Here is a 14,323-nt window from a genome sequence, read left to right as displayed (position 1 = left end):
AAAAGTATTGAGAGGTTGTTTTTCATTTCTAGTCTCAGTTCCTTAAAACCAACATTTCTTGAGAACCGACTCTTTTTCCATAGTGGTCTTATAAAATCGCCTTTTTATAGGATCCAGCTATTTACTGAAATGTTCCTCTTTGCAAACGTATATCCGAGCTATTTCAGAACCCCAATTACGGACGTTATCCGCTATTACCAACTTTCTCATGTTCCTGTTACAGGTTCATTGTCGCAGGTAAAAATATATTAACTACAATTACGAATTAAATAAGTTTGATTATATTTACTGCAATTACGAATGAAATAAAATGAAGAGAACAAGACTGGGAGAGTTCGAGGAGCTTGTGCTGCTTGTCGTTGTAGTATTGCAGGACGACGCTTATGGTGTCCGTATCAAAAAAGAGCTTGAACACCGTTTGGGCGAATCACTTAGTGTCGGGTCGATACAATCGGCGCTCAAAAGAATGGAACAGAAAGGATTCTTGACCTCCGAGTTCGGAGAGGCAACCCAAAAAAGGGGCGGAAAACGTAAAAGGATATATACCGCCAGTAGGCAGGCCCACAGGGTACTGACGGAGATAAGGGAAATTAGGGCGGGGCTTTGGTCATCAATGCCTGAACTTTCAGCACTATAGCTAGCCATGGAACCATCGAAAGACATTGGACCGCCCAAATATATCCTCAGTTTTTTACGCTTTTTTGTAAAGCAAGACTACCTCGAGGAGATAGAGGGCGATATGGAGGAATTATTTCAGGAGAATATTAAGACTTGTTCCAAAGCCAAGGCCCGAAGACATTATTTCTGGGAAACCCTAAAATTGCTTCGCCCAATAATCGTAAAACGAATTAAAATGAACTTACTTCCGAACCACTATGGCATCTTCAAGAACCATGTGAAAGTTTCGTTAAGGGGCCTAAGAAAGAATACCGTTTTTTCAGGAATCAACATTTTGGGCCTGACCATAAGCATGGCCGTAGGCATATTGATGATCTTGCTTTTGTCCGAAATCAACTCCTTCGACAATTTTCATGATAAAAAGGACAATATTTATCACGTCACATCTTCCAGGACCATGTCCGGTAGGGAGCGCAAGCTGGCGACTGCCTCCATCTTCATTGCGAACGAATTGGATGAAAAAGCTTCGGGAGTAGAAGAGATCGCCATTGTACGCGATGGACTCACCGCCAATATAAAAACGGATGAAGGTGGAATCGATTTAAAGGGATTCTATTCCTCGCCATCCTTTTTAGATGTCTTTTCATTTAGGCTTAAAGAAGGAAATCCTCGAACGGCATTGACAGACCCCAATAGTATCGTATTGACGGAATCGGCTTTACGATGAATTTTTGGCCAAGTGAACCCAATGGGTAGACCAGTAAGCATGATTACCGGCCCTGGGCTTAACGATACCATCAACGGTACCGTAACCGGCATTATGGAGGATTCCCCTTTAAATTCGCATATGCGTTTCGAGATGTTGGTTTCATTGAACACCCTGAAAAGTGGCCCTGCCCCGCCTTCGCGCAGAGCATCGGATTTTTGGACCGATCCACAAAATATTTCCTTGAACTATGTTTATCTCGTACTGGGCGAGGCCGTAAAAAAAGAACAAGTTGAAAAAGTCCTTGCGAACGTAATGGAAGGTATCAATTCCACGACCGAAGACCCGATAACCCATATGCTACAGCCCCTCGATTCCTTCGTTACGGGCGAAAGCAGTCTCCTTGAAAACCTGCCTGGGCCATCTTTTCCCCAGAACAGGATTTTTCTCATGGCACTACTGACCTTTATCGTGCTTTTATCGGCCTGTTTTAACTATACCAATCTATCATTGGCCAGGGCGTTGCGCCGTTCCAAGGAAATCGGTATCAGAAAGGTCATCGGTGCATCCCGTCTTCAGGTATTCGGTCAGTTTGTCGTCGAGGCGGTGTTATTGGCCTTGATCGCCCTGATTCTTGGACTGGGCCTTTTCTTCTTGATCAAACCGGAATTTCTGGCATTGCCCAATCCGGCCGCTAGGGGTTATCGAATGTTCTCGTTGGATATGGAATATATCCACCTGCTTTACTTTTTGGCATTTGCTGTCGTTACGGGCTGTATCGCAGGTTTCCTGCCCGCCGCTATCCTATCGAAGCTCAATGCCAATATCATTTTCAATGATGCGGGCAAGATCAAGGTATTCTCCGGAACCGACCTAAGACGGGTTCTAATGGTGTTTCAGTTTATCCTTTCCATAGGCCTCATCATGTGCGCGGTACTTGTCCATAAGCAATACAGGTTTGCCGTGGATTATGACTTGGGGTATGATACCGAGCAAATCGTGAACATCAATATAAAGGGGGACTATATCGATTTGCTCGAATCCGAATATGGAAAAATTCCGGAAGTGGAAAGAACATCAAAATCCTCCATGGTATTGGGTACCGGTGGAGCGACCATGGGATTGGCCGAATCTGCGGACAGAAATAGTTCCATACGATTTTTGGTCAATGAAATCGACAAAAATTATCTGGTCATGCACAAGTTTGAAATACTTGCAGGTACTGGATTCCCTGACGATTTAAGGGAAGGCGAGGACCGGGAGCATATCATCGTGAACGAAGAATTCCTAAAAGGTCTCGACCTTGGCCCACCCCAAGAGGCCATTGGCAAAAACATCTGGTATAACGGTGACCGATTACAAATCTTGGGAGTGGTAAAGAACTTCGTAAACATGTCCCTCACCATGAACCTGGAAAAGGCCTTTGCATTCGTTCGGCCCACCGCCTCAGAAAGATACACGATATTGGGAGTAAAACTCAATGGCAAGGACTTGACGGCTTCTATGGAAAAATTGGAAAACGGGTATCTGAAGTTTGACCTTGTCCATCCTTTCGAAGCTGCGTTCTACGATTCAAAAATTGAGGAGACCTATCAGCAGCATAAAGCGACCTATACCATAATTTCCTTTTTGGCCATACTTGCAATTTCAATATCGACACTTGGTTTGATGGGTATGGCCGTTTTTACCGTGGAAAGCCGCAAAAAGGAAATAGGTATCCGAAAGGTCTTGGGCGCTAGTATCGGGAATTTGGCTTTATTGCTGTCCCGTGGTTATTTTAATGTTATCCTGATAGCTGGATTGATTGCCATTCCCATTTCACTATATGTCGTGGATAAATTTGTGCTGAATGAATTCCTATATAGGACTACAATCGGGGTGAGGGAAGCACTCTCAGGATTTCTCATCGTTTTGGTAATAAGTGCCCTTACCGTTGGAAGGCAAATCATTATGGCCACCGTACGAAACCCGGCGGATACCCTGAGAACGGAATAAGATTCTAAAGTTTCATAAAACGAACGTTTAATAATCCAAATTCAGCATCACCGTGTTCCGCCGAAGTCCTTGACCCTAAATTGCCTAATTTTATTCTTTGTTTGGGATTGGTATCCTTGATGAATGATCGGTTTGTTTTGCAACTTGGAGGAATAAAATGGTAAAGTCTTTAACGTCAGATAGCAAAAAACTGTATAAAATAGCTTTTGTTCTTGCGGTGTTTACGATAATCTATAACGACGTGGAGGGAATAGTTGCAACATACCTAGGATTCGAAGATGAAAGCTTGGCCCTTTTCGGTTTTGGTTCGGACAGTTTCATAGAGGTCATCTCCTGACTCGGAATTGCCCACATGGTCCTGAGGATCCAGAACAACCCAAAAAGCAAACGAGCCACTTTTGAACGAACTGCACTGAAAATTACCGGAGTCGCTTTTTACTTACTAGTTTTAGGACTTGTCTCAACGAGTATCTATAATATTTGGATAGGACACAAACCGGTGACAACCTTTTAGGGTATCATTATTTCGGCAATTTCAATAGTGATAATGTGGACCTTGGTTGTTTGGAAAGAATCGTGGGGAACAAACTTGGCTCTGCCCCGATCTTGGCCGATGCCAAATGTACTTTGGTCTGCATCTATATGTCGATCATCCTGCTTGTGAGCAGTGGCATTTACGAACTGTTTGCAGTTGCATATATGGACAGCATAGGTACTCTTGGGCTTTCATATTTTGCATTCAAGGAAGGGATGGAATGCTTTGAAAAAACGAAAAGCAATAAAAACTGCTGTTGTGACTGAATAAAGGCCATCGCACGTACCATACACCAGGAGTGATTTCTTTCTTTTGAGAGGTTGAGGCAACTCATCAACCTGTAAAAATTAGAGATCTTAGCACACAGCGCACCAACTTTCTAAGTGCGGCACTGGATTTAATATTGATCATTGGTTTATATCACTTTATGTGAATTTAAGGTCAATAAATTATATGTTTACTTTCTGACTTTGAGTGCATCAATGCTTCTGGATAGGAAATCATGTTTTGGATGAACAGCATATTGAAATGAGTTCAAAACCTTCACTTTTTTTATTGAGTACCTCAAGGCCTATGGCAGGAAGTTCACTAACTTTCAGCGCTTTATCTATAGCGTATGATTTTTTCTGCCGCAGGGCCCGGACCTTGTGGTCATCAAAAAAATCAAAACGCACAGAATAACAAAATTCTTCGCGATGTACTGCCCTAAAAGTGTCAGGGCAAAAGGTGTATTGGTAAAGACCCTCTCCGGGAAAAGCAACAGGGGTGAAAACGTTAGCAGTATGTGCAACAGCGCAAAACGGATTGCAAAGCGCCTCATTATATTCAAAATCAACATAAGACCTACGCATGTTTCCCACATGGCTAGGAGCAATATGGAAATATCGGCTGGAATCAGACCGAATGTGAGTTCATGAATGGTGTCCTTGGCCAAACCCTCGGCCGGACTGAGGTCTGGTACAAACTTCAGTGACCCGAACCAAACATAAACGATTCCAATGGAAAGGGCCAAGAGGTTTCCATTCCCTTTTTTTGTATCCACCATATCTTCGGATCGGTCAACTTGGTCCATCCTGTCAGTTCTTAAACTCATCCTGTAGCATTGGGTCAATGTGTACTTTTTTGTTCGGAAACCTATAGGATATGCCCATATTGATCACGTAGTCCGCAAAAGCCGCATCACCGTTACGCGGATTTCCGGTAAGGGCTTCCGTTTGCTTATCGGTAATGCTTTGGGGCCTTTCCCTTCTTACAGCAAAGGGCACGTTCAGGTTCAATATGAAATTATTCGTCACATAACTGATACCGGGGTCGATGGACAGCACGTTGCCAGGTCTCCTGAACCCTTCGTTTCCACCGATCAGATCCTTGACGGTAACACAATCGAACCTTGCGCCCAAAGAACCGAAAAGGCCGTTGGAGATGGTACGGCTCAATCCCATGCGCAGTGAATACTGGTCTGGAACGGCCATAATGGCCTCATTCTCAAGTATGGGGCTCAAGGTTTCCCTAAAGGTCCTAGTCTCATTCGTCTCCCTAGGGTTCATAAGGTAGAATCCGCCTCCATAAAAAAACAGGTCCGTGGCCACTTCTTGGTAAAATTGAAAGTCCATGGTGATGCCAAAGCCCCCGTCCCCCGGTTGGATGGATTGGTCCACCGGTCGTACCTGCGGCCCACCTTCGGGACCTACATTATAGAAGATGTCGGATGCGTTGTAGTTTCCGGTGGGCAATTTGACCCCCAGACCAATGGCCAGATTTCCATTATGGAACTTTTCCAAATCGAACAACCAATAGCCGATCCCGACCCTGACATCGGCCAAGCCCCTGGAAAATGTTATATTGCGTTCTTCCCTTCCGTGCTCGTAGAGTGAGGAGCGTGTATTGATTACCGTAGGCAGGGTTAGGCTGGCATAGAACCTGTCAGAGATACCATAGGTGACAAAAAAATCCCAGGCATGGGCATGGTTGATGACCTCCGTATTGTTGGTCACCCTATCCGGTTCCTCCCCGGTTCCCCTAAAATGCCTAAACGATTTAAAATATCTATAGTTGACCCCGATCTGAAGGTCGCCTGCACTGAGCAGATTGCTTTCGAGATTGTTTCCCACACACGAGGAAAAATGGCGTATGGCTACACATCCCTGGGAGTTGCCAAGGTAGATTGAAACAATAGAGAAGAGGAAAAATAGAAGTGTTGCTTTTTTTTGGTTGTCTTTCATGCACGATTGGTTTTCGGCCATCATAAAAAAGCCAGCTTCATGGAAACTAGCTTTTAATTGACCTTGATTGGTAAAAACTGTTCAACTAAAAAAATTAACCGTTAACTTGGGGCCAATATATCCTACACTATCGTGCCACTGGATTAAGCAACGGCCAAAAAAGATTAATGAAAGGTTAATTCAATTAGCGATTGATTAAAACCCCTTAAGAAATAGATATTTATAAGTTATTTAGCAAAAGTTTTGAGGAGGAGAGGCCTATATATTGCCCTGTTTGTCATATGCCTAATCGGATTGGCCGTAGTGCAGTACCAATACCTTAAGGTCGGCCTTAGTTTGGCCAAAGTTCAATTCGATAGAAAAATCGGTGTTGCCAGTGAATCGATTATACAGGATTTGAGCAACCACAACAAACTTACCTTCCTTATGGGAAGTGCCTTGTTGGAAGACAATTCCTTTTTTAAGACCAGTGTTGACAGTATCCAGGATGCCTCCAACCACTTTTTGAAGGATTTTGTGAAGGCAAGGTTAGTGGGCAATGGTATAGATACGGATTTTTCATATTCGCTGCACACGAGGGACTCAACATATTTTTTGAATCCCTCTGGGCGACTTGAGAAAGATAGGGACATGGTAATCTACCCTATAGAGCTGTCTGGATATTTACCCGAGCTATTGGATAAGAGGTTGGTTTTGGATTTGAAATTCAATAACTTGAACACCTATTTTCTGTCCAAATTGAACGGGCTCACGCTCCCCAGTCTAATCTTTATTGCGGGAATAATCATTGCCACGATTTGGGCAATCAAAGCTTATCATTGGCAGCGCAGTTTACTTTCGACTACGAATAAATTCATCGACAATCTGACACATGAGCTTAAGACCCCGGTCTTTTCCTTGGGGCTGGCCACAAAAATACTGGAGGAAAACAGCGTGGAGGGACAACGGCCCATTGTAAATATCATGAAGCAACAGATCAAGCGATTGTCAGGGCATATAGACAAGGTGATGGAACTCAGTAGTCTTGAGGCCAATAAAAGGGTGTTCAAGATGGAGCAGGTCGATTTCCAACCCTATTTGAAGAATCTCTGTGAAGAGTTCCATTGTCTGATTTCGATGGAAGGGGTTTCGTTCTCATATAATCTTGAACCGGGGGAATACAAGATAAAGGGCGAAATTTTCCATCTTGAAAACGCCGTGAACAATTTGTTGGACAATGCCAAAAAATATTCGGACAACCCAGAAGTAGTTCTAGAGGCCAGAAAATCAGGGGGTGAACTTAAGATCAGTGTGTGCGATAATGGTGAAGGAATAAGCAAAAAGGACCAAACCCGGATTTTTACCAAGTACTATCGGATAACGAACGGGAATCTTCACGACGTAAAAGGATATGGCCTTGGATTGAACTATGTCAAGGAAGTTATAGAGGCGCACCAGGGCAATGTGGCCATTGATAGTGCCAAAGGCAAGGGTACTAAGATAACCATTTCAATTCCAATATCGGATGTCGGCTAACATACCTCATATCATTTTGGTGGAAGATGACCCGTCCCTGGGTTATTTGCTCAATGAATACCTTAAAATGAAGGATTTTGCCATCACTTGGGTAAAAGACGGCAAAAAAGCATTGGAAAAAATGGACGCTCTCCCATTCGACCTGGCCATCCTTGATGTTATGATGCCGGAAATGGACGGTTTTACATTGGCTGCCCGCATTCGCGATAAATTTCCAGAGTTGCCCTTTGTTTTCTTGACGGCCAAATCCCTTAAAATTGATGTCCTTAAGGGCTTTTCCCTGGGCGCCATCGATTATCTCAAAAAACCCATCGATGAGGAGGAACTGGTGGTCCGGATCAAAATGCTCTTAACACGATTCAAAGGAGAGAAAGCAATATCGGATTCAAACGAAAAAATTGGATTGGGGGATTATTTTTTCGACTTCCTCAACCAGGAACTTTCTTATAAGGGCGAAACCATAAAATTGACATCCCGGGAGAACGAACTTTTGAGATATCTTGTGAACCATAAGAATCGCATGTGTAGCCATAGGGATATTCTGCAGCGGATTTGGGGAAGGAACGATTACTTTGCCAAAAAAAGCCTTAACGTGTTCATTACCCATTTGAGAAAATATCTTGAAAAGGACAGCCGTTTAAGGATCGTGAACATTCATGGGCAAGGCTTCATTTTTCGGGTTGAGGGTTAATTGGCATTCTGGCCATCACGAATTTTGTAGATGTGAAAGAACATGTCGGTTTTTGGAATGGTAAAAACAATATAAGAATTGGGTAATCAGGTGTTTCTTAAAATGAACATTTCTCGGGAAATTGCTTCTGCTTCCCAATCAGTCCCATTAAGCAGCCCATTTAGAGCACCATATTGATAAGCAATACTGAATTTCTCTTATCATTCCGTCATAAACCCGTATTTCTATGTCACGTATTGGTGTCCGCCTACTAGAATTTAACTCTAGAAAACAGTATATGTAATTTTCATAGAACCATATTTATTCTTTATATTTATGACCAATTGGTCGTAAATATTTTGGGAAGACATAAAAAATACGATAGAACTCTCGCTGTGGACAAAGGGGTACCGCTTTTAAGAAAGAACGGTTACCATAACACCAGCGCTGCGGATATTGTAGACTCAATTGCCATTCCAAAGGGGACCTTTTTTGGGATGTTCAAGACCAAGGAAGACTTTGGGCTGGAGGTGCTCCAACAATACATCGAAAATTCACTGGATTTTATGGAACTCCACTTAAATAAGAATAGGAGTATTTCCGCTGGTAAGAGACTCCAAATGTTCTATGGTGCGGTCAGTCAATGTTATACTGATGAAGGATGTGCCCATGGGTGCTTGTTGAACAACCTCACATCGGAGGTTGCAGGTTATAACGACGCCTTTAGCCAGCTGGCACAGAAGGGTCACGCGCTTATCATTGGTAAACTGGAACCTTGTGTCAAAGAGGCCCAGGAAAACGGTGACTTTCGCTCCGATATCGGTAGTTACGAGCTCGCCTATTTCATTCATACCAGTTTTGATGGGGCGGTACTTAAAATGAAAGGGGAGCGCAATGAAAAAGCTTTGAAGATATTTATGAAAACGATATTCCAATTAATTAGGAAATAAAAAAATTTACTCTTTTAACCGACCAAATGGTCTAAAATTTAATAAATGACAACCACTGAGGAATTAATTAAAGTACTGGAGAATTCAAGAACCTATACCTTGGCTATGGCGGAGGCAATGCCCGAAGAGACCTTTGACCATCAAATCGTCAAGGATCATTGGAAGTTCAACGACCTTATCAACCACATCGCCTACAGTATTGTTTGATGGGACGGAGCTTCGATAAACAAAAGGGAAACACCGTGGGATCCACCGAAAACAGCGACCACCAAAGAAGGGGTTCTGGCCTATGTTGACCAGGCCTATGATACGTTAAAGAACAGTCTGGAAAATACCGAAATTACCGATGATGTCGTCCGTGGATTCAAAGAGACCATGGACCACACTACCCATCACAGGGGACAGGCAGTATTCTTCCTACACAGCATAGGTATAGCACCACCTGAATACAGCTATTAATATCCCACGAAATGGAACACTGTTTTGATCAACGCAACCATATAACATTTTCTTTGCCGTGCTGAAAAAGGTAGGATACCAGATAGTAAGTTCCCCGGTGGGCAGGCTTTTGATTACCGAGCGGGATGGGCATCTAGCAAAGCTTTGGTTTCTTAATGACAAACCGTACCATCCACCTTCCCACTATTGGTTGGATAAAAGCTCCAAAGTCCTGGGGCGTACCAAACAGCAACTCAAAGAATATTTTGAGGGTGAGCGGAAGACATTTGATGTCCCGCTTTTTTTCAATGGCACGGAATTCAATAAAACAGTATGGCGCCAGCTCCTACAAATAGACTTTGGGGAAACTGCTAGCTATATGGATGTCGCGAAGAAGATAAATAACCCCAGAGCGGTGCGTGCCGTGGGCCTTGCCAATAACCGAAACCCCATTGCCATTATATGTCCCTGCCACCGCGTTATCGGCAGCAATGGCAAGCTGGTGGGATTCGGCGGGGGGCTTGAAAAGAAAGACTGGTTATTACGCCATGAGAACCGATATTCCGGTAAAGAACATCAACTGGAACTTTTTGAAATCTAATTATCGAGTATGAACAAGTACCAAAGATTCCAATCCTTGCACAGGGACAACAGGCCACTGCTTTTGCCCAATGCATGGGACGTCATTTCCGCAAAAATTTTGGGACAGACGGACTACCCTGCCATAGCCACGACAAGTTACGGTGTAGCGAATGCCCATGGCTATCATGACGGCGAGCACATATCTTTTGACCAATTTCTTAATAGCCGTGATATTGTAAAAGCAGTCGAAGTACCGATTTCCATAGATGTTGAATCCGGTTTCGCGCACTCCCCAAAAGCCATCGTTGAAAACATCTTAAAAATTGCGGATACCGGCGCAGTGAGAATAAACATTGAGGATTCGTTGAAAGAAGAGCGCGCGCTACGCCCAGTACAGCTGCAGCAAGAAATAATTTCAGGAATAAGGCACTCTCTTGATGCCAATGGCCACAGGGATTTCTTTATCAATGCCCGTATCGATACCTACATTCAGGGAAAGGGGGCCTTTGAGACCATCGCACGGGCAAAGGCCTATGTAGAAAGTGGTGTCAATGGGGTCTTTGTACCATGCTTACATCAAGCCGATGAGATAAAACAAATCGTGAAGGCTATTGATGCCCCGCTCACTGTAATTGCGCTGCCCAATCTTACCAATCTGGAACATCTCACATTACTTGGGGTCAAGCGTTACAGCATCGGAAATGCTCTATCGGACGCCGTCATTGCCTACACTGAAAAATTGGCAATGGAAGTACGGGATTCCCGAAACAGTGCTGTACTTTTTGAGCATGCAAAGGTGGAAACGATATTCGGCAACAATCGGTAAATAGGGCCAAACGAGATTCAGTACATGAACATTAATAAGACCAATATGGACAATGATTTTCTTTCTGCGATAAAAGTGGAGCCACTTACCCAAAAAAACTGGGCCAAGTTTTTGGAACTGTTCGGAAAGAACGGGGCAGGTGCCAACTGTTGGTGCATGCACTTTCGACTTCCTAAAAGGGAATATGATGAAAATAAGGCTGCAGGTGAAAACAAAAATGCGATAAAACAACTGGTCTGGGATGGAAAGCCCACCGGGGTCATTGGGTTCTATGAGGACATTCCGATCGCCTGGTGCGCCTTTTCGCCAAGGGAGGATTTCCGTCGTTTGGAGAAATCAAGGGTGCACAAACCGATAGATGATAAAAAAGTTTGGTCAGTGCCCTGTATGTTCATAAAAAAGGAATACCGTAAAATCGGTCTTTCTGTTACGATGCTGAAGGGGCTTGTTGATTACGCAAGACAAGAGGGGATCAATATTGTGGAGGCCTATCCCACCATCCCAACCCGGGACAAGTTACCGGACGGGTTCGCTTGGATCGGCCTCTATAAGTCCTTTGAACGTGCCGGTTTTAAAGTTGTGGACACGACCTCAAAGCACAGGCCAATGGTACGATATGAAATATAGGAATTTCATACTGTTCGATTTTCTATATTTTTTAATACTAAAAACAACTATCATGAAAAAAAATCTTAACAACTTCTTATTATCACTTTTAATTTCGATCCCATTGTTGGGTATTTCACAGTCCATTTCTGATACTGATCTGCAAGAGGCCAAGAAAGCCATAGAGGAAAGCAACGCTATTTATTTTACGTCATTTGAAAAAAATGATGCTTCCATTTTTATTGACCGTTATGCCAAGGACGCCTGCATTATGCTGCCAAACGCGCCTGCCCTTTGTGGTGTCGATGCCCCAAAACGATTCTTCGAAATGGCCTATGGTTTTGGTCTAAGAAACGGTAAGTTCATAACCCAGGAAATATTCGGCATAGACAGGGAATTTGTGGCCGAAACCGGTCTATGGGAAACGTACGACTCCAAAAATGAGCTGATGGACAACGGCAAGTTCCTTGTTCTATGGAAAAAAACGGACCAGGGCTGGAAAATTTACAGGGACTCTTTTAATAGTAACACACCGGCAAACTGAGTTCCTCTCGCTATATTTGGTCTTGTCCGGATATTCCAAGGCTACATTGGTTAAATAAACATTGTTGAATATATATGATTAGAAACTAAGCCAATACATATTGTACAAATCGATTTATACATAATCAGGGATAATTGTTATTGGCACCATAAATGGAACCATTTTTGATACTTATACCATTTTTGGTGTAGATACATAGCGCTATTCTTTAGACTGCCTCTTCAAGCTAAGTCCTTAACTATTAATTGCTTAAATTTATTCCAAGGTACTATATTACTTTGTTGTTTTAGTAATCGGTAATTTTTGATGTGAATGAGCAAACAGGTAAAACATTACGAATCACAATATTCCAATTTCCAAGAGAACCTGTATCGAGAAATAAGGGCTAGGGTCTACGGAACTGATATTGGCCAGAATAGTTGGATAACCGCTGATGAACAGGATATGTTCATGGATTGGCTTAGGCTGGATAGTTCAAAAAAGCTTTTGGATGTGGCGTGCGGATCAGGAGAAACCACTTTAAGAATCAATAAGTCAACAAATTGCTCAGTAGTCGGTGTGGATGTCCAGGAGAAGGGAATCAAAAATGCACTTTCTCTGGTAAAAGAGAAAAAGTTGGAGGCATCGGTTAATTTTATACTGTTGGATGGTGGTAAGCGACAACCTTTTGACACTGGGACATTCGATGCAATCATATGTATTGATGCCATCAACCACTTACCGAAACGAAAGAAAGTATTTCAGGAATGGTACAGACTTTTAAAAGAGGACGGCTGTATACTTTTCACAGACCCTATTGTGGTTACTGGGATGTTGACGAAAGAAGAAATTGAAACTAGGGCGTCTATTGGTTATTTTTTATTTACCGCTGATGGAGTAAATGAGAAACTTCTGAAGGAAACCGGCTTTACGGTATTGAAAGAGATAGACAGAACGGATAATATGGCTATGATTGCCCGTAATTGGGAAGTGGAAAGAGAAAGAAAAAGTACGGCCTTAATCAGTATAGAGGGACATGATACCTTTGAAGGACAACAGGATTTTTTCAAGACATGCGCTAACTTGGCTGAGGGGAAGCACTTAAGCCGTTATGCCTATTTCGCAGGTAAAGGGAAAACTGATCAAAAAGATATATGAGTATTTATCGATTTCACTTTTATGCGATGGACTTTCCAATTGATAGCTACCCAATTGGAGTTAGGAAAACGTTTCTACTTTGGGTCACTGCTATTATATTTGGCTTCGGCTTTGGATCAAAAAGTATCCTTTCCCAAGAAATATTAGTTGACAATGCCTTTGAGGAGCAAACCACGGCTTTAAGGTTAGATCACTTTTTTCTGTGGGTCAAAGACCCAGATGCTATAGTAAAAAGGTTGGAGAGCATTGGTTTTACAGCAATTCCAGATTCATTATCTACTATCCATCAAGGCCAAGGAACAGCAGGCAGGTATTTTTATTTTTTGAATGCCTATTTTGAATTTCTCTTTGTACATGACAGAGAAGCATTGATTGCAAATGATGAGGAATACGGATTTTTGGAAACCCAAAAAAGAGTGGACTACGAGAACACCAATGCGTCCGCCTTTGGTGTAGGGTTACAAATGGAAAATTACGATCCAAGTAGAATTCCGTTTGGAGCCACGAGATTTTACCAGACCTACTTGCCGGATGACTCCTATTTATACTTTGCCACATCCTCGGACCAATTGATCAATGAACCACTGACCTTTGTTGTATGCCCGGAACTTCAGAATATTGTTAAAGATTCCAACGATCTTGCCAGAATGTCCGAACAGATGCGGGGATTTTATGAACATGACAACAAAGCGAAGCGAGTGAGCAAAATTACAATCACTCTGGCCCATAAAGGCCCTTTGTCAAAAGCTATGGATGAAGTAAACAAAATGCAGAATGTAGAAATTGTAAAAGGAAAAGAACAACTTTTAGAAATATATTTTGATAACGGAACCCAAGGTAAATTCCATGATCTCAGGCCGCAAATCCCGGTCCTAATATACTTATAGTCAACTAACCCAATACCGCGTGATTTAAGTGAAACCATTCAAGATATAATCTCAGTGACCCATTTAGCAAACTTTTGAATGGATTCTTTCCC

Annotated in this window: 16 protein-coding genes; 14 read left to right on the top strand and 2 right to left on the bottom strand. The window is 42.7% G+C overall.

All coding sequences use genetic code 11. The features are described 5' to 3' along the window. The first annotated feature begins 310 nt into the window (after window positions 1–310). From ACO06Y_RS02120 to ACO06Y_RS02105, 4 genes are all read left to right on the top strand, one after another. On the top strand, window positions 311–637 hold the full coding sequence (locus tag ACO06Y_RS02120; protein WP_422082175.1) for a PadR family transcriptional regulator: 327 nt from the start codon (window positions 311–313) through the stop codon (window positions 635–637). 6 nt (window positions 638–643) lie between these two features. Then, entirely contained in the window at window positions 644–1,345 is a 702-nt protein-coding gene (locus ACO06Y_RS02115; protein WP_422082174.1) for a permease prefix domain 2-containing transporter, read from the top strand. Window positions 1,346–1,366: 21 nt separating this feature from the next. Beyond that, a complete protein-coding gene (locus tag ACO06Y_RS02110) occupies window positions 1,367–3,319 on the top strand; it encodes an FtsX-like permease family protein (RefSeq protein WP_422082173.1) in 1,953 nt (650 codons plus the stop codon). A 480-nt stretch (window positions 3,320–3,799) separates the two neighbouring features. Further along, window positions 3,800–4,120 (top strand): hypothetical protein, encoded by a 321-nt coding sequence (locus tag ACO06Y_RS02105; RefSeq protein ID WP_422082172.1) that lies wholly within the window; start codon window positions 3,800–3,802, stop codon window positions 4,118–4,120. A 341-nt stretch (window positions 4,121–4,461) separates the two neighbouring features. Here the strand turns inward: ACO06Y_RS02105 and ACO06Y_RS02100 are convergent, their stop codons facing one another. Together ACO06Y_RS02100 and ACO06Y_RS02095 are read right to left on the bottom strand one after the other, a co-directional pair. Further along, window positions 4,462–4,947, bottom strand: a complete 486-nt coding sequence (locus tag ACO06Y_RS02100) for a doxx family protein (RefSeq protein WP_422082171.1) — start codon at window positions 4,945–4,947, stop codon at window positions 4,462–4,464. After that, window positions 4,931–6,076, bottom strand: a complete 1,146-nt coding sequence (locus tag ACO06Y_RS02095; protein ID WP_422082170.1) for a hypothetical protein — start codon at window positions 6,074–6,076, stop codon at window positions 4,931–4,933. The genes ACO06Y_RS02100 and ACO06Y_RS02095 overlap by 17 nt, the downstream gene beginning before the upstream one ends. 243 nt (window positions 6,077–6,319) lie before the next feature. Here ACO06Y_RS02095 and ACO06Y_RS02090 point away from each other — a divergent pair, with 243 nt between their 5' ends. The 10 genes from ACO06Y_RS02090 to ACO06Y_RS02045 all read left to right on the top strand — a co-directional run bounded on the left by ACO06Y_RS02090 (window position 6,320) and on the right by ACO06Y_RS02045 (window position 14,231). Next, entirely contained in the window at window positions 6,320–7,591 is a 1,272-nt protein-coding gene (locus ACO06Y_RS02090; protein WP_422082169.1) for a sensor histidine kinase, read from the top strand. Continuing rightward, the gene (locus ACO06Y_RS02085) at window positions 7,581–8,282 is read left to right on the top strand and encodes a response regulator transcription factor (protein WP_422082168.1); all 702 of its coding nucleotides are present in this window, start codon (window positions 7,581–7,583) and stop codon (window positions 8,280–8,282) included. The genes ACO06Y_RS02090 and ACO06Y_RS02085 overlap by 11 nt, the downstream gene beginning before the upstream one ends. A 338-nt stretch (window positions 8,283–8,620) precedes the next feature. Further along, the gene (locus ACO06Y_RS02080) at window positions 8,621–9,211 is read left to right on the top strand and encodes a TetR family transcriptional regulator C-terminal domain-containing protein (protein WP_422082167.1); all 591 of its coding nucleotides are present in this window, start codon (window positions 8,621–8,623) and stop codon (window positions 9,209–9,211) included. 45 nt (window positions 9,212–9,256) lie between these two features. Then, complete coding sequence (locus ACO06Y_RS02075) at window positions 9,257–9,418, top strand: hypothetical protein (RefSeq protein ID WP_422082166.1); 162 nt, start codon at window positions 9,257–9,259, stop codon at window positions 9,416–9,418. Between the two features lie 310 nt (window positions 9,419–9,728). Continuing rightward, on the top strand, window positions 9,729–10,250 hold the full coding sequence (locus ACO06Y_RS02070) for a methylated-DNA--[protein]-cysteine S-methyltransferase (RefSeq protein WP_422082165.1): 522 nt from the start codon (window positions 9,729–9,731) through the stop codon (window positions 10,248–10,250). A gap of 9 nt (window positions 10,251–10,259) precedes the next feature. Then, on the top strand, window positions 10,260–11,057 hold the full coding sequence (locus ACO06Y_RS02065) for an isocitrate lyase/PEP mutase family protein (RefSeq protein WP_422082164.1): 798 nt from the start codon (window positions 10,260–10,262) through the stop codon (window positions 11,055–11,057). 24 nt (window positions 11,058–11,081) lie between these two features. Then, a complete protein-coding gene (locus ACO06Y_RS02060) occupies window positions 11,082–11,684 on the top strand; it encodes a GNAT family N-acetyltransferase (protein ID WP_422082163.1) in 603 nt (200 codons plus the stop codon). A gap of 52 nt (window positions 11,685–11,736) precedes the next feature. Then, window positions 11,737–12,207 carry a YybH family protein gene (locus ACO06Y_RS02055; protein WP_422082162.1) on the top strand — a complete coding sequence of 157 codons (471 nt, stop codon included), beginning with the start codon at window positions 11,737–11,739 and terminating at the stop codon, window positions 12,205–12,207. 312 nt (window positions 12,208–12,519) lie between these two features. After that, window positions 12,520–13,344, top strand: coding sequence for a class I SAM-dependent methyltransferase (locus ACO06Y_RS02050; protein WP_422082161.1), 825 nt, complete (start codon window positions 12,520–12,522; stop codon window positions 13,342–13,344). Continuing rightward, window positions 13,341–14,231, top strand: coding sequence for a VOC family protein (locus ACO06Y_RS02045; protein WP_422082160.1), 891 nt, complete (start codon window positions 13,341–13,343; stop codon window positions 14,229–14,231). The genes ACO06Y_RS02050 and ACO06Y_RS02045 overlap by 4 nt, the downstream gene beginning before the upstream one ends. The last annotated feature ends 92 nt before the right edge of the window (window positions 14,232–14,323 follow it).

This window comes from Ulvibacterium sp. (assembly GCF_965228935.1).
Classification (GTDB): Bacteria; Bacteroidota; Bacteroidia; order Flavobacteriales; family Flavobacteriaceae; genus Ulvibacterium.
The sequence above is the reverse complement of the archived record's forward strand: the minus strand, read 5'-3'. Positions and strand labels throughout refer to the sequence as shown.